This is a genomic window from Shouchella miscanthi (genome assembly GCF_007725405.1).
GTDB lineage: Bacteria > Bacillota > Bacilli > Bacillales > Bacillaceae_D > Shouchella > Shouchella hunanensis.
Map to the genome: position 1 here is coordinate 1,797,835 of NZ_CP042163.1, position 19,959 is coordinate 1,817,793.

At 39.1% G+C, this 19,959-nt stretch carries 20 protein-coding genes; 12 read left to right on the forward strand and 8 right to left on the reverse strand.

Features of this window, described 5'->3' with window-relative positions:
* The first annotated feature begins 78 nt into the window (after positions 1-78).
* Positions 79-519, forward strand: a complete 441-nt coding sequence (locus tag FPV17_RS09130; RefSeq protein ID WP_035394127.1) for a DUF327 family protein — start codon at positions 79-81, stop codon at positions 517-519.
* Between the two features lie 16 nt (positions 520-535).
* Complete coding sequence (locus FPV17_RS21875; protein WP_186370766.1) at positions 536-952, forward strand: SRPBCC family protein; 417 nt, start codon at positions 536-538, stop codon at positions 950-952.
* On the opposite strand, the gene cbpB is transcribed toward FPV17_RS21875, so the two are convergent.
* The 4 genes from cbpB to FPV17_RS09160 form a co-directional block, all read right to left on the reverse strand.
* Positions 949-1,386: a cyclic-di-AMP-binding protein CbpB gene (gene cbpB, locus FPV17_RS09140; protein ID WP_035394123.1), complete on the reverse strand. Its 438-nt coding sequence runs from the start codon at positions 1,384-1,386 to the stop codon at positions 949-951. The genes FPV17_RS21875 and cbpB overlap by 4 nt on opposite strands.
* A 510-nt stretch (positions 1,387-1,896) precedes the next feature.
* Entirely contained in the window at positions 1,897-3,666 is a 1,770-nt protein-coding gene (locus FPV17_RS09150; RefSeq protein WP_144558792.1) for a S8 family peptidase, read from the reverse strand.
* Positions 3,650-4,468 carry a divergent polysaccharide deacetylase family protein gene (locus FPV17_RS09155; RefSeq protein WP_144558793.1) on the reverse strand — a complete coding sequence of 273 codons (819 nt, stop codon included), beginning with the start codon at positions 4,466-4,468 and terminating at the stop codon, positions 3,650-3,652. The genes FPV17_RS09150 and FPV17_RS09155 overlap by 17 nt, the downstream gene beginning before the upstream one ends.
* Before the next feature lie 115 nt (positions 4,469-4,583).
* Positions 4,584-4,886 (reverse strand): MerR family transcriptional regulator, encoded by a 303-nt coding sequence (locus FPV17_RS09160; protein WP_035394121.1) that lies wholly within the window; start codon positions 4,884-4,886, stop codon positions 4,584-4,586.
* Between the two features lie 198 nt (positions 4,887-5,084).
* Here FPV17_RS09160 and FPV17_RS09165 point away from each other — a divergent pair, with 198 nt between their 5' ends.
* The 3 genes from FPV17_RS09165 (at position 5,085) to FPV17_RS09175 (ending at position 7,610) form a co-directional block, all read left to right on the forward strand.
* Positions 5,085-5,528 (forward strand): hypothetical protein, encoded by a 444-nt coding sequence (locus FPV17_RS09165; RefSeq protein ID WP_144558794.1) that lies wholly within the window; start codon positions 5,085-5,087, stop codon positions 5,526-5,528.
* A 259-nt stretch (positions 5,529-5,787) separates the two neighbouring features.
* A complete protein-coding gene (locus FPV17_RS09170; RefSeq protein WP_035394118.1) occupies positions 5,788-6,084 on the forward strand; it encodes a hypothetical protein in 297 nt (98 codons plus the stop codon).
* A gap of 155 nt (positions 6,085-6,239) precedes the next feature.
* Positions 6,240-7,610: an aspartate kinase gene (locus tag FPV17_RS09175; protein WP_144558795.1), complete on the forward strand. Its 1,371-nt coding sequence runs from the start codon at positions 6,240-6,242 to the stop codon at positions 7,608-7,610.
* Between the two features lie 47 nt (positions 7,611-7,657).
* Here FPV17_RS09175 and FPV17_RS09180 read toward each other — a convergent pair whose 3' ends face one another.
* Positions 7,658-8,470, reverse strand: coding sequence for an ion transporter (locus FPV17_RS09180; protein ID WP_035394115.1), 813 nt, complete (start codon positions 8,468-8,470; stop codon positions 7,658-7,660).
* A 115-nt stretch (positions 8,471-8,585) separates the two neighbouring features.
* Between FPV17_RS09180 and FPV17_RS09185 the strand changes: the two genes are divergently transcribed.
* Both FPV17_RS09185 and asnB read left to right on the forward strand, forming a co-directional pair.
* Complete coding sequence (locus FPV17_RS09185) at positions 8,586-9,341, forward strand: SDR family NAD(P)-dependent oxidoreductase (protein ID WP_144558796.1); 756 nt, start codon at positions 8,586-8,588, stop codon at positions 9,339-9,341.
* 158 nt (positions 9,342-9,499) lie between these two features.
* Complete coding sequence (asnB, locus tag FPV17_RS09190; RefSeq protein ID WP_144558797.1) at positions 9,500-11,350, forward strand: asparagine synthase (glutamine-hydrolyzing); 1,851 nt, start codon at positions 9,500-9,502, stop codon at positions 11,348-11,350.
* A gap of 36 nt (positions 11,351-11,386) precedes the next feature.
* On the opposite strand, the gene FPV17_RS09195 is transcribed toward asnB, so the two are convergent.
* Positions 11,387-12,022, reverse strand: a complete 636-nt coding sequence (locus FPV17_RS09195) for a TVP38/TMEM64 family protein (protein ID WP_144558798.1) — start codon at positions 12,020-12,022, stop codon at positions 11,387-11,389.
* 64 nt (positions 12,023-12,086) lie between these two features.
* On the opposite strand from FPV17_RS09195, the gene FPV17_RS09200 reads away from it, so the two are divergent.
* The 5 genes from FPV17_RS09200 (at position 12,087) to FPV17_RS09220 (ending at position 17,076) form a co-directional block, all read left to right on the forward strand.
* Complete coding sequence (locus FPV17_RS09200) at positions 12,087-12,380, forward strand: MGMT family protein (protein WP_144558799.1); 294 nt, start codon at positions 12,087-12,089, stop codon at positions 12,378-12,380.
* Positions 12,381-12,455: 75 nt separating this feature from the next.
* Positions 12,456-13,949: a phytoene desaturase family protein gene (locus FPV17_RS09205; protein WP_144558800.1), complete on the forward strand. Its 1,494-nt coding sequence runs from the start codon at positions 12,456-12,458 to the stop codon at positions 13,947-13,949.
* Positions 13,946-15,397, forward strand: a complete 1,452-nt coding sequence (locus FPV17_RS09210) for a phytoene desaturase family protein (protein WP_144558801.1) — start codon at positions 13,946-13,948, stop codon at positions 15,395-15,397. The genes FPV17_RS09205 and FPV17_RS09210 overlap by 4 nt, the downstream gene beginning before the upstream one ends.
* 17 nt (positions 15,398-15,414) lie before the next feature.
* Positions 15,415-16,251, forward strand: coding sequence for a phytoene/squalene synthase family protein (locus FPV17_RS09215; RefSeq protein WP_035394105.1), 837 nt, complete (start codon positions 15,415-15,417; stop codon positions 16,249-16,251).
* Positions 16,252-16,437: 186 nt separating this feature from the next.
* On the forward strand, positions 16,438-17,076 hold the full coding sequence (locus tag FPV17_RS09220; protein ID WP_035394103.1) for a sugar O-acetyltransferase: 639 nt from the start codon (positions 16,438-16,440) through the stop codon (positions 17,074-17,076).
* Positions 17,077-17,359: 283 nt separating this feature from the next.
* Here the strand turns inward: FPV17_RS09220 and FPV17_RS09225 are convergent, their stop codons facing one another.
* Complete coding sequence (locus FPV17_RS09225) at positions 17,360-18,835, reverse strand: phytoene desaturase family protein (protein ID WP_186370767.1); 1,476 nt, start codon at positions 18,833-18,835, stop codon at positions 17,360-17,362.
* Positions 18,832-19,947 (reverse strand): glycosyltransferase family 2 protein, encoded by a 1,116-nt coding sequence (locus tag FPV17_RS09230; RefSeq protein ID WP_144558803.1) that lies wholly within the window; start codon positions 19,945-19,947, stop codon positions 18,832-18,834. Before FPV17_RS09230 ends, FPV17_RS09225 begins: the two co-directional genes overlap by 4 nt.
* Positions 19,948-19,959: the final 12 nt, after the last annotated feature.

Sequence of the window (19,959 nt, forward strand, 5' to 3'; positions counted from 1 at the left end):
ATTTTACCATTCTTTCAGAAAAAAGTATAGAGCTAGCCTCTTAAGCATTCGATTTGAGGACGATTGGGGAGAAATGTCTTGTTTGAACTTAAGCATATTAATAAAAGTACAAGCTCTTTACCGGCCAGACACGCACAAACAAAAAGCAATGGTTCAGTAAATCAAAAGGAGCGCTTTCAAGAACAATTAAAGCAGCAGGCCCTCAGCAGTTTATTCGAGAAGATTGACCATTTAAAGGCGCAAGGGACGGATTTAGTTAACCAGCGATCCTACGGCGCATTGACGTCTTTTCGTCGTTCATTAGAGGACTGTTTAAAACACGTATTAAATGACAGTTACCATGTGTCAGTAAGAACAAGTCATCAATTTGGTCAATTTAAACAGCATCAACTCGTACAAGTGGTCAATCAAGAGATGGATCTTTTGACGAAAGAGTTATTTGATGAGCAAAAGACGAGTATGGATTTATTAAAAAGGGTAGGGAAACTAGAGGGAATCTTGCTCGAAATTTATGTATGACAACAAGGAGGATGAAATGGATCATTATCTCTTTACGTATAAAACCGACCTTCCTGTTTCCTTAGAAGAGGCCTGGGCGTTTTTTTCAAATCCAAATAATTTAGCGCGCATTCAAACCTTCCCACCTGTAAATGTATCACAAGAGGGCGATTCAATTCTAATTCGAGTTCCTTACACTGGGAATCGTATTCAGTTTAAAACAACCATTTTTTCAGAGAGTCCGCCACATGAATTTAAAGACAAAATGGAAAATCCGCCGTTTCCTTTTTCGTATTGGGAGCATACCCATCAATTTGTTAAAGGAAAAGACGGAACAATAATGATTGATCACGTTTGTTTTGCGTCAGTTGTGCCAGCTAGTTTAGCAGCAAAAGGGCTAACACTTATGTTTAAAAGCCGAGAGAAGCAAGTGAATAACCATCTTAGGCCTTAATGTTGGTGCATGTATTTGCTAATTAATTTTAAAATGGAACGTCTTGTTAAAATCCCGGTAAATGCTTTTTGATCATCGACAACGCATAAAAAGGGATGATTAATGGATAGCGATAGCGCTTTAGAAAATGTTGCTTCTGGACGAATGCAAGGAACATCTTGATTCATACAATCCCCAACTGTTAACGTTGATAACCGATCAAGTTCAAAGTCATGTTCACCCAATAAAGAATCCAAAATTAATGACTTGCTAATCATTCCCCTTAAGTGAAACGAAGAATCTAAAACGGGAATGGCTGTATATCCTGATTTAATAAGAACAAGTAACGCGTGTTGCAATGGATTATTTAATTGAACGTGTGCGACCTTGTCGGCAGATATGATTAATGGTGCGATTTCATTGTCTGTTAATAAACGATCTCGTAATGTTTGCATACATGTATCACTTCTTTATGTTAGATTTTCATGTGCTCCTTATAATCGTAAACGCTCTTTTCGAGTCCGTCAAGAATAGTATCCTCTGAATGAGCGCGAAAATCCTTGGGTAAAATAAAAAGAAAAAGGAGCGCGACCTTACGATATGCACTCAAAACAAACAGTAAAGTATATATGTGAACAATATACGTCCGGATCGATTTATTATTTTAAAATGGAATACATTACCCATGATAAGTGGAGTAATCTTCATTCTGTTGAATGGTCCGCGCCGAGACCTATTCGTCGCGAAACATTTTTAAAAAGAAAGAGACAAGGGTATTTGTGCGAATTTCATCAGCGATCATCTGCGAAGGTGGTTCCTTTCCAAAAAGAATGAAAAGAAATTTGTTTACTAATATGTCTTTTAAAAGAAAGAAGCGCATTCAATGAAGACGCTACATACCGTGCACCGGTACGAGCGTTCATGAATAGCGCTTTTTTATTTAATGCTTTGCATGAAGAGTATCTTTAGTCAATCGATGTAAGTGTGTCGTTGACATCAATTTCTCCATAACCGTAATAAACGTTAAAATCCCCGTCACCTAGCTGATTCGCATGACCTAAAATAAGGTTTCCAATTTCCTCATTCGATAGTGAAGGGTTAGTGGAGTGCACGAGTGCCGCTAAACCAGCTACATGTGGGGCGGCCATAGAAGTACCAGACAATAAAATATACTGGTTTTCAAGGTACGTACTAGGGATATGCTCACCAGGAGCTGAAACATCTACATAATCCCCGTAATTCGAGAAGAAAGAGCGGTTCTTATCTTGATTAACAGAAGCAACCGTGATGACCTGTGGATAGGCAGCAGGATACATTTGGTCATCTGTATTTTCGTTACCGGAAGCGCTAATAAGTGTAACGTCTTTACTATATGCATATTCAATGGCATCGTACAAAACATCAGAGTGATAATAATCACCTAAACTCATATTAATGACATCAGCTCCATGATCTACCGCCCAATAAATCCCTCTAGCAACAGAAAAGGAAGAGCCTTCTCCATCTGTATTTAATACTTTAATGGGCATAATTTTACTTTGCCAAGAGACGCCGGCGATGCCTTCAACATTGTTTGTTAACGCTGCAGCGATACCAGCAACATGCGTGCCGTGACCATTATCATCAATTGCGTTGGATGTATCATCAATTGCATTGTAGCCTTCTACTAACTTCCCTTGAAGGTCTGGGTGCTCTGGATCGACACCTGAATCAATGATTGCAATCGTTGTGTCTGAACCATTGGCATAATTCCAGCCCTCTTCAATGTCAATTTGTTCTAAATTCCATTGGTACGGTTTAAAGAATTCATCATTTGGTTCTACTTTCGTTTCTTGAATAACGGCTTTATTGACGAAAGAGTAATTGTGCTCAGCGAAAATGACGGCTTCATCACTCTTTAGCTTTTGGATATAAGCATCTTCTTCAATGGTTGATTGTAATACAACGTAAGGATGATTTTCCTTTAAAATAGTATGATCGTTTTTTATGGCCCACTGCTCAACGTTTGTGTTGGGGGCTAGTTTTACAATGACTTCTTCAGCGACGATAGGGTTATTTTGACTTTTTGTTTGTGAATTAACGTAAATATTCCAATTTAAGCCTGGAACGGTTGTTGCTTGTTGGCCATCTGGTAGCGTTGTTTGTTGATTAAAGTCAACCTGGGCGTTTTCGCCAGACATAAAGAGTGTTCCTTCGCTATCAGCGATCATGGCGTGCTTTGATAGGAATGATTGAATAAAAGCCAGATTGATTTCGCTAATAACGGTGTTGCCGGATGCTAATGCCTTTTTAACCATAATGTAAGAGTGATCTTCTTTTTGATATGGAAGAGAATACTGAATCGCATTATAGGTTGTAGTAAAAACGGGCAACTCGTTAAGGTCTAAAGAAGAACCTGCCTTTTCAATAATTTGATTCGTACCATCTACAAGTGCAATTCCTTCTATATAAGGATGCTGTTCAACTTCTTCTTCAAGCTTTCTGTCAAGCTGCTCTCTCGTTGTCCATTCTTCTAAGCTTGTCGTAAACGAATGAAACATCATATTAGTGGTGAGAGCAAGATCTTCTGCTTGCAAGTGATCGATTGCTTCTTGAGAAACAGAGGCATTAAAATGATTATTGGATTGTTGATGAATGGACGCGCGATGCATGTTTGGTGCTGGTTTAATAATCAGCATGCCAATGATTAGTGTACTTGCTAATGCAATAGCCCATTTTTCAGAACGTCGTAACATAATGATTCTCCTTTTTTACATGTAGTTGCTTAAAATCTTTTTCGACTTGCGGTGCTATCCATTGAGATGGATAAACGAGGGTGATGTTGGCTTCCGAGAATAAGCGTTTCGACTCTTTTAATGCGTTATACGTTTCATTCCCTTTAACCCCAACATGTCCAATTGCAATAGGGTACTCATGGCGGTCAGTGGTCTCCATAAATGTTTGAAGCTGTTTTTTCACGTAAGAATACGAGGACAAAGAGTCATCAATAAAAAGGGTTCGCTTAAAGCAAGGTACAAGGTATTGATTTGCAATTTCTGGCATAAGTGATTTTGGTGTTGTTCCACTATCAAGCAAATAAAGACCGTTTCTCTTGGCGAACTGGACAATTAGCGTCACTATTCTTTTGTCTTCCATTCCTTTTGAACCCATGTGATTATTTAATCCTTTTGCATGGGGAACACGCTCCAATGCCTGATTTAAACGATGGTTAATTTCGTCGTCACTTAAATCAGAAGTAATGGGGTTAGGCCCTAACCAGGATTTTTTACCTACTTTTGGCTCTAGGGGTAAATGTATAATCACTTCTAACCCATGCTCAGACGCTAATTTATCTTGTTCTTGCGCCTGATCTAAAAAAGGCATAATAGCGGCAGTGATTGGGATATCACCAGTTAAAAATTGTTCGACTCCTTTCACTTCTCCTCCAAAATCATCAATAATGATTGCCACCTGCTTGCTAGACGCCAGTACAGGGGTTGAACTAATAAGGAACGCTGTAATAAGCATCAAACAAATTGAAAAAAAAGATTTGACCATGTTTCTACTCCTTTTTGCTATTAGTTTGCTGCAAAAACAGGCGCTTTCATGTTAGGAAGTAAAAGGAAATTCCAAAAAAAAAAAACAACTAGGTTAAAAACCGTAGTTGTTTCTGTTATTTCCGAATATTAAAGGCAGCGTTAAGCTGTCCTCGGAGCATCTTTTCTCTAACTTCCTGTTTGCGAATCGCTTTTTGTTCCATGCGTCTTATTTCGAAAGTTTGCATACCATCTTCCATTTTGTTTGCAATATCAACTAATCGTTCAACGTCTAAAAAAGAGTACTTTCGTGTTCCACCCTTTGATCGTTCTGGAAAAAGCAGTTTTCTTTCTTCATAATAACGTATTTTTCTCTCCGTTAAACCAGTTAGTTCACTAACCATCCCAATGGTAATGACCTTTTTATCTTTGTATGACAACCCTCTCCACCTCACAGTTGAGTTTACCCACGATTGTTGTGTAATAATATATCATAGCTAAGAGAACGATGTGAATAAAATTGTAAGATTTTCTTACATAGTCGATCGATGGAATCGTAATTACTGTGAATACGCACGTGATATACCAGTAAAAAGGTTTAATAATATAGTTGCTTAATCAGGATGTTAAACCAGAAAGTGATTTTACTTAAATGGAAGACGAACATGGTGAGCCATTTAAAAATCCATAATTTTATTCATAATTCAACGGATGTTGTGAATCAATTCGATTGGACAAAGGCGGAAGGGGAGGGCATACATAATGATACAATGAACTATACGAAAGGTTTAATTCGACTAAGAAGGTCATCTAATGCATTCCGTTTAGGAAGTTTGTCAGTTATTGAAGAGCACGTCTCGTTAGTTGAAGCGCCTGAAATAGAGCAGGAAGACGTTGTGATCGGCTATACGCTTAAATCAACGGATGAGAGCGAGACATATACTGCTTTTATAAATGGCGATACGCGAAATCGGACATTTTGCTTGAATCCGATCTCTCCTCTTCAAATGTGCTTGTGGATCGGGAAAAAGCTGGAGTTGAGCCAATTGACGATCTATCGGTGTCTCCTTTGGTGGAAATAAAATGGTGATTGCTCCGTTAACAGTTATAATTATTCAATCCGAATCATGAAGATTTGGTAAGAAGCAAGTGTGAAAGAAGAGTAAGCAAATACTGGTTAAACAGTATTTGCTTTTTTATCTGTTGAAGTGAAAATTCATTTATTGCTTTCGTAATGCTAAGAGAAGTTGTAAACTGGTGTCAACTGCATGTCATAAAGTGAAAGGCTTTCAATTAAAGTCTGATACAAAAAGAGACATAAAGTACATAGGGGGAAGAACGGTGAGGAAGCATAGATGGTTAATTGGCGTCGTAGCAAGCATACTTATTATTATACTTGGTTTTGTTATCCAAGTTGAATATGGAGCGGATGAGTCTGACCGCGTTATCGTGGACTACACGTTGAATTTATACAGTGCACCTGAATGTTTTAACGAGGCTGGTTTTACAAATGATATTAGTGATGCAACGTACGGAGAAGTGGAGGAAAGCGGCGAGTTTTTACCTGAATCTTCGTGTACAGCTGTTGCGTTTCAAACGTCACGCGGGCCGTTATGGTTTGCTTGGTTTATGAGCTAGCTACGCATGACATAAAAAGCAAATGTAATTGCGACTTTTCTCTATAAAAGGAGAAGAAGTCGCTTTTTCATTCGGTTAGCTGTGGCTTAACAAAAAGGATTATGATAATATGAGTAATTAAAACAGAGAGAAAAGTGGAGAGTGAGGAACGTAACGTGAAAGTTGCAAAATTTGGTGGCTCTTCAGTTGCCAACGCTGAACAAATTAGAAAAGTGGCTGCGATTATTCAAGCGGACGAAGAAAGAAAGATTGTTGTTGTCTCTGCTCCAGGCAAACGAAACAAAGAAGATGTGAAAACAACAGATTTATTAATTGAATTGGCGCAATATTGCATGGACGGTAATGAAGTAAAGCAGGAACAATGGCTTCAAAAAGTAGTTGATCGCTACGCACAAATGGTGTTAGATTTAGGCCTTGATGAAGCAACAACAATCGAAATTCGTAATGACTTAGTGAATCGAATCCAAGCACCATATAAAAATACACATCAATTAATAGACTCATTAAAAGCAAGCGGTGAAGATAACAACGCAAAGTTAATTGCTGCATATTTTCATTCCATCGGCATGAATGCGTCCTATGTAAATCCAAAAGATGCTGGGTTACTTGTCAGTGATGAGCCAGGGAATGCTCAAGTACTACCCATTGCCTATGAACGCTTACATCAGTTGAAAGAGCAAGAAGGAATTATTGTCTTTCCTGGATTTTTTGGCTTTTCTGAGAACGGCACACTTGTGACATTCCCGCGAGGTGGTTCTGATATTACCGGTGCCATATTAGCGGCTGCTGTAAATGCGGATCTCTATGAAAACTTTACTGATGTTGATTCAGTGTACGCAGCTAATCCAACGATTGTTGAAGATCCATTTGAGATTAAAAAAATGACTTATCGAGAGATGCGTGAACTCTCTTATGCTGGTTTTAGTGTATTTCATGATGAAGCCCTTATTCCAGCATTTAGGAACGGCATTCCTGTATGTGTTAAAAATACAAACAATCCGAAAAGCGAAGGCACGTTGATTGTGGCAGAGCGAGAAGTGTTTGATAACCCTGTTATTGGTATTGCTGCAGATGAAGGGTTTGCGACCATTTATGTGCGAAAGTATTTAATGAACCGCGAAGTAGGATTCGGAAGACGATTATTAGAAATTTTAGAGGATAGCTCGATTTCGTTTGAACATATTCCGACTGGTATTGATGATACGAGCGTTATTATTCGCGAAAGCCAACTGACAGAAGATGTGGAAAAACAAATAATTGGCCGTATTAAAACAGAATTACAAGTTGATGATGTCCATATAGAACGAGGCTTTGCAATGGTGATGCTTGTTGGAGAAGGTATGCACAATTCAATTGGTGTCATCTCAAGAGCATCAGGCGCATTATCAAGAAGAAATGTGAACATAGAAATGATTAACCAAGGTTCATCCGAGACAAGTCTTGTATTTGGAATCCATCAAGAAGATGCTAAAACAGCTGTTCAAGAACTGTATCAAGAATTTTTTAGTACGCGAGTTCTCGCCTAAGAAGAAAAGCGCTATAAACGGAGACAGTCGTTTATAGCGCTTTTGTGTTATTCTTTCGAAGGTTGATGAAGTTTTTTTAATTCTGTCTGGATCGCTGCAAGTTGCTGTTCTAATCGTTTAACGTCTTCTGCTGTAGCTGGTGCTTGTTTTGCTTCATTGTCCGTGTCTTCTTCTGAATCATTTGCTTTTTCAACATTATTAACGATAACACCAATAAACAGGTTAAAGATAATAAACGTACCCACGAGTACAAAAGAAACGAAATAAATCCAAATCCATTGATTGTAGGCCATTAAGGGACGCATAATACCACTTGACCAAGAATCTAATGTGACAATTTGAAACAAAGTAAGAATGGTCCGTTGTAAGTTTCCAAAGTATTCAGGTGCAATTCCACTGAACAACATCGTTCCAATCACTGCAAAGATATATAGAAAGATTCCCATTAAAAACAAGATGTTACCAAGAGAAGGAATGGTCATAACTAGTGCATCCACTAAGCGCCGAAGAGAAGGAATAACGGAAATGGCGCGTAGAACCCGTAATACCCGCAGGACTCGAAGAACTGTGACAAAATGACCACCAGTAAACAAATGTCCAGCTAAAATGATGATGGTGTCAAACCAATTCCAGCCGTTTTTAAAGAATGAACGAACAGAAGTTGAAAAAAAGCGCATGACAATTTCAATTGTGAAAAGCCACAATAAAAGACGATCAGCAAGATAAAAAAAGAAAGAATAATGCTCATAGATGGAATCGTATGTTTCGATTCCAACCAAAATGGCATTTGCAATAATTAAAATAATAACGGTTGATTGAAATGCTTTATGATTTACGATGGTATGTAATCTGTTTCTCAAACGAAATGCCCCTCTCCATTTCCTCCAACTATCATAGCAAGAAAAAAGTTGAAGGAAAAGGAGAATCCATTGTAAGCTAAAGCGTACAGAAGAAGAAAAGGAATTGTGATCGCAAATGAAAACGATATGGATTACAGGAGCATCGAGTGGATTAGGTGAAGCCGTGGTCAATCAATTAAAGGGACATCATTTTCAGATTGTTAAGCTGGCAAGTCGTTATCAAAACTTAATAGAAACGGAGCCTAATGTGTTTGAATGTAAACTTGATCTAAGCGACATCACGTCTATTCATCATGTTGTTGGTGAACTGAAAGAAGCAAACCTTATTCCTGATATCGTCATAAATAATGCTGGAATTGGTCAGTTTGCTGAGTCGTGGGAGATTGCCGACGAGGACGTAGAGCGGGTTTTTCAAGTCAACATTGTTGGATTAATACAATTTACGAACCGAGTAATCCCTTTAATGATGGCAAATGGGCATGGTCACATTGTTCAAATTGCTTCTCAAGCAGGGAAAGTGGCAACCGCAAAAGCGAGTGTATATGCAGCGACAAAACATGCATTAATTGGCTATTCAAATGGCTTACGACTTGAATTAAAGCCGTATGCTATTGACGTATCCGTTATGAATCCAGGGCCCATTCATACACCTTTTTTGAAAAGCGCTGATAAAAGCGGCACATATGGTGAAAAGATGGGTGCTCATTTATTGCAACCAGATGAAGTAGCCAAACGAGTTGTGAAAACGTTGAGCTCTAAAGAAAGAGAAATCAATTTGCCAAATTATATGACGGTTGTAGCGAAAATGTATCAACTTGCCCCGGGTCTAGTAGAAAAAATCGGCAAACGTTTCTTTTATAAAAAAGAATAAAATAACTGTTTAAGTAGGAAGAAAGAGATCAAATTACAAAACGTCCAGTTCCTTCAAAAAGAGGCACTTTTGGCTTTTTCAATGAATAGCATAGGTTAGGAGTGAGGAAATGTAAGGTTGCATAGGACCGTTACATTCCAGAAGGAGCTGGTATTCAGATGTGCGGGATTACAGGGTGGATTGATTGGCGGCGAGATTTAAGAGGCGAAAAAAAAGAAATTGAACAAATGGCAGCGACGTTAAACCGAAGAGGGCCTGATGCATTAGAGTCATGGACAGACAAACAAGTAGCGTTTGGTCATGCGCGCTTAATTGTTGTTGATCCAGCAGGTGGCATTCAGCCAATGACACGGACCGTTGCTGGAAAAACGTATACGATTGTTTATAACGGTGAACTGTATAATACAGAAGATATCCGGAAAGAGCTGCAGCAATACAATCATACGTTTTCAGGGCACTCGGATACAGAAGTGTTGTTAAAATCATATATACAATGGAAAGAAGCATGCTTACAAAAATTTAACGGTATTTTTGCCTTTGCCATTTGGGAACATACTACGCAGACCTTATTTATGGCACGAGATCGAGTAGGAGTGAAGCCGTTATTTTATACGGTTCGAGATGGATTTTTAGTATTTGGTTCAGAATTGAAAAGTATATTGGCTCATCGTGATATTAAGCCCATTGTGGATCGTACGGGCTTAGCGGATATAATGGGGTTAGCGCCATCGCGATCACCAGGAAATGGCATTTTTAAACATGTTCATGAGTTAAAACCAGCTCATTTTTTAGTCTATACAAAAGATGAGCTACGTTTGCGTCGTTATTGGCAATTAAAAAGTGAACAGCATACGCATAATGTTGAAGAAACGGCCGCACATATCCGACAGCTGTTGGAAGATATCGTTTCAAGACAGCTTTTTGCTGACGTTCCGGTTGGAATGTTTTTGTCAGGCGGAATTGATTCTAGTGCACTGACGGCTATTGCTGCAAATCATTATAAACAGGAAGGAAAAGGGCCGATTGCCTCCTATTCTGTTGATTATGAAGAGAACGATAAATACTTTAAAGCAAGTGCCTTTCAGCCAAATGCTGATGGAGAATGGATCAAAAAAGTATCGAGTTATTGCCAAACCAATCATAAAAACTGTGTCATTCAGAACATCCAATTGGCTGAGTTATTAAAAGAAGCAGTACTCGTTCGCGATACACCTGGAATGGCAGATGTTGATTCTTCATTGCTATGGTTTTGTAAAGAAATTAAAAAAGATGTAACGGTGGGCTTATCAGGTGAATGTGCGGACGAAATTTTTGGTGGCTATCCGTGGTTTCATAAACCTGAGGTAATGAATATAGATGGGTTTCCCTGGATGAGATCCATAGACGAGCGAAATATGCTCTTAAAGGCTGATTGGAAAAAGAAGCTTGATTTAAAGAACTATGTCTATGACCGTTATGCGGAGACGATTAGCGAGACGCCGACATTTTCAAAGGATACAAAAGAAGAAGCACGAAGACGAGAAATCTCATATTTAAATATGATCTGGTTTATGACAAACTTACTCGACCGAAAAGATCGCATGAGTATGGGAGCATCGTTAGAAGTGCGGGTTCCATTTTCAGATCACCGCTTAATTGAGTATGTCTGGAATATTCCATGGGAGATGAAAGTGCATGGGGGAAGGGAAAAAGGAATTTTACGAAAAGCATTAGAAGGCTTACTGCCTGATGATGTGCTCTATCGTAAGAAAAGTCCGTATCCTAAAACGCATCATCCAGATTATACAAACGCTGTAACAAAGGAAATTCAAGCTATTGCAAATCAAGCTGACTCGCCTTTATTTGATTTTATCGAACGTAAGCAATTGAAAAACATTGCAGATACTGGTGGCTTTGATACAGGGAAGCCGTATTTCGGTCAATTAATGGCAGGTCCGCAGTTATTAGCACACTTCATCCAAATGGATTTCTGGCTTAAACACTACCAAATTAAAATTGAGGATGCGTAATAGAGAGGACCAGGAGTGATGAAGCCCCTGGTCTTGTTATATTTCTTTTTTATACCGACTTGTCCTCAACCAGAGGCGATAACAGCCATAGACGAATAGAAGAAAGGCTAAATAATAAAGAATGACAATCATTAATTGCTGAGGATCATTGAATAGTGCGTGCCCAACTGTGGCAAATAAAATCATTGAAGGAACCTTGCCTAACGAAGACGCCACAATATAGTGCATTGGCGAAACCCTGCTTAGAGCAGAATAGGCATTAACAAGGATTGAAGGGATTATGGGAATCAATCGCGTAATAAATATAGTCATAAACGCGTTTTTCTCAAATAATCTTGTTATCGTTGATGTGAGCTGGTAGCGATGGATCATCTTAAGACCTATATCTTGATAACCATACCGAATAAAGGTAAAAAAGAGTATAGAGGCAATGGAGGAGCCTAACCAAGTGACAAGACTACCGAGATACGGTCCGTATGCAGCTCCAATTAGTCCACCAATGAGCGGGTACGGAATAACAGGAAATAAAGAGAGTAAAGTGGCAATCAATGTAGTTAGAATAATGGATTGGTCACCTAGCGTCTCAATGGCATTGAGAAAGCGATCTTGATACATAAAAACAAGTGTACCTAATCCCACTAGGAAGATGGATACGATGATTTTCTTTTTCATGCTTCACCTCATAGATTAATTCGTTCTTAGTGTAACAAAAGAAAAGCTGTAAAAGGAGATGGAGATGCGTTTAATTTTTGACAATATCTATGAAACTGTGAAGCAGATTCCAGCTGGAGAAGTTGCTTCATACGGTCAAATTGCCCGATTAATTGATGCTCCCCGAAGTGCGCGGGTTGTTGGTTGGGCTATGCAAAAGGCACCAAAAGAAGTACCGGCACACCGTGTTGTGAAAAAAGATGGCAGTGTAAACGAAGGCATTTTATTTCAAGGCTCTTTTAGCCAAAGAGAGCTTTTAGAAAGAGAAGGAGTACGTTTTTACAAAGACGGTAGAGTTGTGATGGCTTCGCATAGTTAGAAATAACTAGGTGTTTAGAAATCTATCAATTCGGGTATGAAGAACAAGAAAATGTAAATGAATTAGGGTGGATGAATGAAAAAAATTACAATCATAGGTGCTGGACCTGGTGGTTTAGCAACAGCATTACTACTAGCAGGAAAAGGATATCAGGTAAAAGTTGTCGAAAAAGAAGCATATGTAGGGGGACGTACATCAAGCTTTGAGCAAAATGGCTTTACTTTTGATCGCGGCCCGACATTTTTTAGTATGCCTCATCTTTTAGAAGACTTGTTTGCACAAGTAGGTCGAAAACTATCTGATTATTTAACGCTCAAAGAAGTAGATCCTCTATACAAGTTACAATTTGATGATGTAGCGTTTGTTCCGCATCGTGATGAGCAACAAACATATCAAGACATTGAACAGTTGTTTCCATCAAATGGAGCTGGATATATTCGCTTTATGAAGGAAACCCGAAAGAAAATGAATGCATTAATGCCGCTTTTACAAAATAAGCATAATTCTCTCTTTGACTATACAAGGCTACGTGCTATAAAAGCTTTACCCAGCTTGTCGTTAGGAAAAACGCTTTACGATGAATTAAGTAAATATTTTACTGACGAACGCTTAAAGCTATCGTTTACGTTTCAATCAAAGTATTTAGGGATGTCTCCGTGGGAATGCCCTGGAGCATTTAGTATATTGTCGTTTATGGAACATGAGTACGGTATTTATCACCCAATAGGTGGAGTCAACCAAATTACAAAAGCCCTCGCAAAAGCTTTTACGGAACTAGGCGGGACAATCGAATTAAATCGCTCAGTCAAAAATATAATCGTTAAAGAGGGACGCATCTATGGCTTAACCTATGAAGATGGTGAGCAGGAGCAAACAGATGAACTTGTGATTAATGCTGATTTTGCTTACGCTATGAGTGAGCTTGTGGAAGAAAAGCATTTAAAAAAATATACGCGAAAAAAACTTGAAAAGAAAAACTACTCTTGCTCTACGTTTATGATTTACGCGAATGTGGAAAAGGTGTATCAGGAGCATCATCATACGGTTTTGTTTGCGAGTGATTACCGAAAAAATGTCGAAGAAATAACGGGTTCAAAAACGTTGTCTGCTGACCCATCTATTTATATCCATAACCCAATCGTGACAGATCCAACGCTTGCACCGGAAGGAAAGTCACCCCTTTATTTGTTGGCGCCAGTGCCAAATAACTTTAGTAAGCTTGATTGGGAAGAGCAAAAGGATACGTTTGCAGAACTGGTATTTGATCAAATTGAGAAAAAGTCGGGTTTTAAAGATTTAAGACGTCATATTTCGTCCTACTCGATACTAACACCTAATGATTGGGAGCAACGTTTCAATGTGTACAAAGGCGCAACGTTTAACCTTTCTCATAATTTAGGGCAAATGATGTATTTTAGACCACACAATCAATTTGAAGAAATAGAGAATTGTTGGTTAACAGGTGGGGGGACTCATCCTGGTAGTGGACTACCTACGATTTTAGCGTCAGCAACCATTACAGCGAACGGTATTTTCAAAAAGGATAAGAAAGGAATTCTTATACAATGAAATCAATAGTTGTTGGCAGTGGGATTGGTGGTTTAGTATCAGCTTTATATTTAAGCCAGGACGGTGATGAAGTGGTTGTCCTTGAGAAGAATGATTATGTTGGAGGGCGATTAACTTTTCATACCCATGGGTCTTTTAAAGTAGATCAAGGTCCAACCATTGTTCTTTTACCGGAAATGATTACTTCTATTTTGGAAGAGGCGGGTATGGATACCCAAAGCCTAGATTTTATAGACATCGATCCTCTTTATAAAATGAGCTATCCTGACGGGACAGATTTCTGGAAATACCGTAACCTTAAAAAGCAAGAAGAAGAAATAAAACAGGTTTTTCCTGGTGAAGAGGGGCAATTTCCTCAGTTTATGAAGTCGATGGAACACCACTTTACAAAGGGAAAAGCTGCATTCTTGGATAAAAGTTTTAATCGAAAAAAAGATTTCTACACGGCGACGAACTTAAAAACGTTATACGAGTTAAAAGCTTATCAATCTGTAGACAAAATGATTCGGCAGTTTTTTACACATAAACGGCTACAAAATGCATACAAGCTTCAATCTCTTTATATAGGCGGAAACCCAACTAATTCTTCTGCACTGTATTCGCTCGTATCTTATAGTGAGCACGCCCACGGGATTTGGTATTTACGAGGTGGTTATGCTTCTTTAATAGAGAAAATAGTGGAAGAGCTTAACAACCGGGGAGTTCAATTCGTATTAAATGCTGAGGTCAATGAAGTCCTTTACGAAGATAGTGTTGTTAAAGGGGTTAAAGTAGACGATACGGTTTATCAAGGTGATCGTTTTATTATGAACATGGATTTCCCTTTAGCCGAATCTCTCGTTGAACGAAAACCAATAAAGAAAAAGTATGTCCCATCTTCAGGATGTTTGCTTCTCTATGTAGGCTTAAAGAAAATATATAAAAATAATCCAATGCATCAATTTTTAATGTCTGACGATTTTGATCAGCATATGAACGATGTTTTTTATTCACGAGAATTGTCGACACTACCGTCGATTTATGCTTTTCACCCATCGGTTCTTGATGAGTCCCTGGCTCCAGCAGGAAAAGGCGTCCTTTATGCGTTAGTACCTGTACCAGCAAAAATGTCAGATGACCAGTGCAACGAATTGGTAGACATTGTGCTGAATGAACTAGAGCAACGCGCGTTTCCAGAGCTGAGAAGTCAAATGGAATGGCTCGATATTCGTACTCCTCATGATGCGAAAAAAGCCGGTCTATTTGAAGGAGGAAGCTTTGGACTTGCACCAACTGTTACACAATCAGCTGTTTTTAGGCCGCAATACCAACCATTTAAAGCGAAAAACATCTACGCAGTTGGTGCTTCTACCCATCCAGGCGGTGGGATACCGATTGTTATGCAAGGAGCAAAATTGTTAGCGAATGAGCTACTTCTAACGCCAATGAAGGCTATGACGAGTAGATGAAACATGGAGGAGATGCTATGAATACAAAGGATGCTTATGAAATATGCCATACAATCATCAAACAGCATTCTAAAACATTTGCTAAAGCCTTTAGTACGTTACCTCAGAAAAAAAGGCAAGCCGTGTGGGCGATTTATGCTTTCTGTCGGACGGTTGATGATATCGTTGATGAAGGGCAATCCCCTTCAAGTGAACTGGAGCTATTTGAAGATCAATTCAACCGGTTTATACGAAAGGAGCTCCCTTTAACAGACCCTAAGTGGATTGCATTAGACGACGTGTTTCAACGGTTTGAAATGGATACAACGCCTTTCTTTGATATGATGAAGGGGCAGCGAATGGATTTATATTTAAAACGATATGAGACGTTAGACGAAGTAGAACAATATTCGTATCATGTGGCGAGTACAGTCGGTTTGATGCTTTTACCTGTACTAGCCCCTAACAATCATCAGCAACTTCATAACAGTGCGATTGCGTTAGGAAAAGCGATGCAGCTCACGAATATACTTCGAGATATCGGTGAAGATTTAAATCGTGACCGAATTTATTTACCGCAAGCTATAATGGATGCTTACGATGTAGCAGAAAAGGATTTACTGATTGGAGAGCGAGGAACAGGGTTTATTAACATGTGGGAGCACATTGCTGCGCGTGCAGAAGACCTTTATCAAGAGGCGTTTAAAGACATGTACCTTTATCCAGTTGATGCAAGAATCCCCGTTCAAGGAGCAGGCATGATGTACCGAGCCATCTTGAAAGCAGTACGGTTGAACCAGTACAATGTGTTCTCACAAAAATCGTTTGTACCAAAAGATGAAAAAGAAATTATTCTAAATGAGCTTAAAGCCTAGTCGGTACTGTAAGGCTATCGTGTGAAACCAAAACGCCATATGCTCCCCTCAAAGTGGGCACTTCATTTGTAAACACTTTGGAGGGAGCTTTTTATTTAAACCTGTTGCGACGTACTCCATTGAAAAGACCATCTAAAATGAAATTTTAAAAGTCAGAATAATAAAGAAAAAAGGAGCGGTGTTCATATGAAAGAAGAGGAACGAATCCTAAAGGGTATATTATTTTCTCCAGCAAACGAAGATTTGCAAACAATCAAATTACGTGCTCACAAACTTAGCAATCTGTATACACAGCTGCCAGAAGATAACCGAGAAGAACGAAATAAGATATTGAATGAATTAGTAGGGAGTATAGGAGAAAATAGCTTTATACTAGGTCCAGTATTTTTTCATTATGGCATTCACACCAAAATTGGCAGGCATTTTTTTGGGAACTATAATTTGACCATACAAGATGACGCGCTGGTGACAATTGGGGACTATGTAAGCTTTGGACCCAATGTAACGATTGTCACACCTATTCATCCATTGGTTGCTTCAGAGCGTAGGCAAATGATACACGCTAATGGAGAATCTAAAGCATTGTGCTATGCAAAACCCGTTTCAATTGGAAACGATGTCTGGTTTGGGGCAAATGTGACAGTGTGCGGTGGTGTTACTATTGGGGATGGCTCTGTGATTGGCGCTGGTAGCGTCGTAACAAGCGATATTCCTGCTAACGCACTTGCTGCTGGTGTGCCTTGCAAAGTGATTCGGTCTATAACGGATGCGGACAGTATGACTTATAAGCCTGAAATACTTGGTGGCTGTCAGGTGTTGAAATAAGGGCTAGCTTAGGTTTGTGTATGATTTATGTTTCTACAAAACAATGGATGAATCTTGTCGCTTAGCATGTTGTTTAATGGAAATCTTGCATTGCTGGATGTAGGTAACGAGTAATGGCTATTCCTGATTTAAGAGGTAGCGGAATTACACCGTTTATAGTGACCTTTATGAGTAAGTCTAGTATTGCTGCAAATGAACTTGGAATGAATCTTATCTAATAAATAGCCTGCCGACTGTCTTAATGTTCCAACACTCTGTCGGCAAGCTAAGTGAGCCTATACCGTTATTTCAGGCTTTTTTTCATGAGGTTAGCCGCATTTCGTCCACTTTGTACGACCATTGGTGATCCCCCACCCGGATGAGTAGAGCCACCAGTAAAGTATAAATTTTTAATGTCTTTTCCTTTAGTAGCAGGACGGTTAAACGCTTGCGAGAGCGAGTGAGAGGTGTAGCCGTATAAACCACCAAAGTAAGAGTGAAATTCCTCTGACAGCTGTTGAGGGGTAATGACAAGGTCGTCAATAACAAACTCTTTAATAAAAACACCTTTTTTCTCTAACAGTCTATACACCCAATTTTTTAAGTCTTCTTTATCAACGTAACGGTTATCGTTTGTTAAAGATGGTGCGTTGACGAGAATAAATAAATTATCCCCTCCTGTATTGGACACTGCACTCGTATCTACTGTAGAAGAGTTGCTTATGTAAATGGTTGGGTCCAATGGATACGATTTCTTAGAAAAAATATCTTCAAATTCCTTTTCATAATCATGGCTAAAATAAACTTGGTGGTAATGCTTTGCTGCTGTTTTACGATTGGTAGCAGATAAAATAACAAAAGCAGAACTAGTAGGTTCTTTCACGTTTACATCCTCTGTAAATGAAGGGCGATAAGCTTTGTCAACAAGCTTAGGATACACCGTTAAGTAATCACCATTTAGCAAATAGCCATCATAATGTAGTTGCTCGTTTTTTTTAGTCGATAAAGACGTGATCGTTTGCTGATCATTTATCTGTAGCTGTGTCACTTCTTCGTTAAAATGAAAAGTCACGCCTAATTCCTGCGCTCGCTTATGAAATGCTTCGGCTATAGTCGGATTTCCGCCTGGAACGTAGTACACACCGTCAACATATTCCAAATACCCAATCATCGCGAATGTAGCCGGCGTTAAATACGGCGAGGAACCAATGTATGTTGCATAGCGATCAAGCATTTGAACAATCCGTTTATCTGTAAAAAAAGATTGATGAAAGTCGTGCATCGTTGTTAATGGCTTTACAGCTGAGATTGAACGAAGCAGGCGAAATGAAGCATACTCCTGCAGGCTAGAGAAAGTTCGTGGGAAAAACTCTTTCACAGCATGAGTATATAACTTCGTAATACTCTTCACATATGAATCATAATGGGTAGCACCGATGTTAAATGTAGCAAGCTGTGCTATCATCCTCTCGCGATCACTTGAAGAGAGAAAAGTGGAGCCGTCAGGAAAATAATTCATCGTATGATTTTCTAATTTCTTAAATTGCACGTAATCGTCTGGATTTGCTCCGCTTAATGTGAAAATTTCTTTGAACACATCCGGCATTGTTAGCGTATTTGGTCCAAAATCGAACCGAGCTCCTCCAATGTGATAACGTTTCATTTTTCCTCCAGGGTAGGAATGTTTTTCGAACACATCCACTTTATAGCCTGAAGAGGCAAGCAGAACAGCAGCAGCAAGTCCCCCTAACCCAGAGCCGATAATAGCAATTGACTTCATTTGTACACTCTTCCTTTCCATGTATAACCAGCTCGTTTTGAAAGTAACATTGAATAAAGCAATAGACTCATAAGGCTTAAAGCAGAGAATGGAACGAGTAGGCTTAAGACGAGTCGTTGTTTTGCTTGAGCATTAATCCACACCATCATTAAGACCGTAAGCACATACGGAAGAATAAATTGCAAGTGGAAGGTTAACAAACCGTAAAGGGCGAAAAAGAACGGTGCCACAAAAGCAACGAGGTAAAACAATAGTAAACAACCACCCAAGATGTACGAACGACCAATACCTGGGAAGCTATTTTTTGAAAATCCTGCCCACACTTCGCCATTCGTATCATACATGACACATGATGCTACCCCTGTGTTGTTAACGAGTCGTGTAGTAAAACCTGCTTTTTTACTATTGCGCATTAGCTGAATATCTTCAGTCAAAGAATTATAAATCGCTTTGTGTCCACCAATCGCTTCATAACAAGTGCGTGAAAAAAACAAAAAGGATCCATGTGCAGCGGACGCCATAGGCATACGAGTATAGTTTGCCAAAAAGAGCGGGAGATGGAGATAAATAATGACATGCTGCATAGGCACAAGAAGCTGACATAACCAAGCCGTTCCCTTAACAGGGAACTTAGGGAATCCCGAAACAAGACCGAGGTGTTTTGGACGAACTTGCTGAAGTAAGGCTTCGATTGTATGTGGTTGAAGCGTAATATCTGCATCTAAAAAGAAAAAATAGTGACCATTGGCATGACGACTCAATTGGTGGCACGCATGTACTTTTCCAACCCACTTAGCTGGTAGTTCTTTGCCCTCTATTACGGAAGCATTCGGTAATGTATGAATCATTTCCTTTAAACGCAGAAGTGTATCATCTGTAGATTGATCATTAAGAAAAATGAACTCCACATTTTGGTAAGTGAGACGTGCTAGGCTGTGGATGAGCGGTGCCACATTATTTTCTTCATTTCGCATCGGGATAAGAATGGAAACAAGTTCTTGTTCCTGATCGTTTTGCTCCATGGGTCTTTTTACTAACCTAGGCATAAAAAAAGAATTAATTAGCACCCAAACAAGGATGAAACCTAACCCAACATTCAAAATATCGATCATGTTCGTCGCCTC

Bases quoted from the DNA above. Each gene is read 5' to 3' on its own strand.
- FPV17_RS09220 (WP_035394103.1), top strand. From the start codon at position 16,438: ATGAAAGAAGAGGAACGAATCCTAAAGGGTATATTATTTTCTCCAGCA.
- FPV17_RS09150 (WP_144558792.1), bottom strand. From the start codon at position 3,666: ATGTTACGACGTTCTGAAAAATGGGCTATTGCATTAGCAAGTACACTA.
- FPV17_RS21875 (WP_186370766.1), top strand. From the start codon at position 536: ATGGATCATTATCTCTTTACGTATAAAACCGACCTTCCTGTTTCCTTA.
- FPV17_RS09185 (WP_144558796.1), top strand. From the start codon at position 8,586: ATGAAAACGATATGGATTACAGGAGCATCGAGTGGATTAGGTGAAGCC.
- FPV17_RS09195 (WP_144558798.1), bottom strand. From the start codon at position 12,022: ATGAAAAAGAAAATCATCGTATCCATCTTCCTAGTGGGATTAGGTACA.
- cbpB (WP_035394123.1), bottom strand. From the start codon at position 1,386: ATGCAAACATTACGAGATCGTTTATTAACAGACAATGAAATCGCACCA.
- FPV17_RS09210 (WP_144558801.1), top strand. From the start codon at position 13,946: ATGAAATCAATAGTTGTTGGCAGTGGGATTGGTGGTTTAGTATCAGCT.
- FPV17_RS09155 (WP_144558793.1), bottom strand. From the start codon at position 4,468: ATGGTCAAATCTTTTTTTTCAATTTGTTTGATGCTTATTACAGCGTTC.
- FPV17_RS09200 (WP_144558799.1), top strand. From the start codon at position 12,087: ATGCGTTTAATTTTTGACAATATCTATGAAACTGTGAAGCAGATTCCA.
- FPV17_RS09230 (WP_144558803.1), bottom strand. From the start codon at position 19,947: ATGATCGATATTTTGAATGTTGGGTTAGGTTTCATCCTTGTTTGGGTG.
- asnB (WP_144558797.1), top strand. From the start codon at position 9,500: ATGTGCGGGATTACAGGGTGGATTGATTGGCGGCGAGATTTAAGAGGC.
- FPV17_RS09205 (WP_144558800.1), top strand. From the start codon at position 12,456: ATGAAAAAAATTACAATCATAGGTGCTGGACCTGGTGGTTTAGCAACA.
- FPV17_RS09215 (WP_035394105.1), top strand. From the start codon at position 15,415: ATGAATACAAAGGATGCTTATGAAATATGCCATACAATCATCAAACAG.
- FPV17_RS09225 (WP_186370767.1), bottom strand. From the start codon at position 18,835: ATGAAGTCAATTGCTATTATCGGCTCTGGGTTAGGGGGACTTGCTGCT.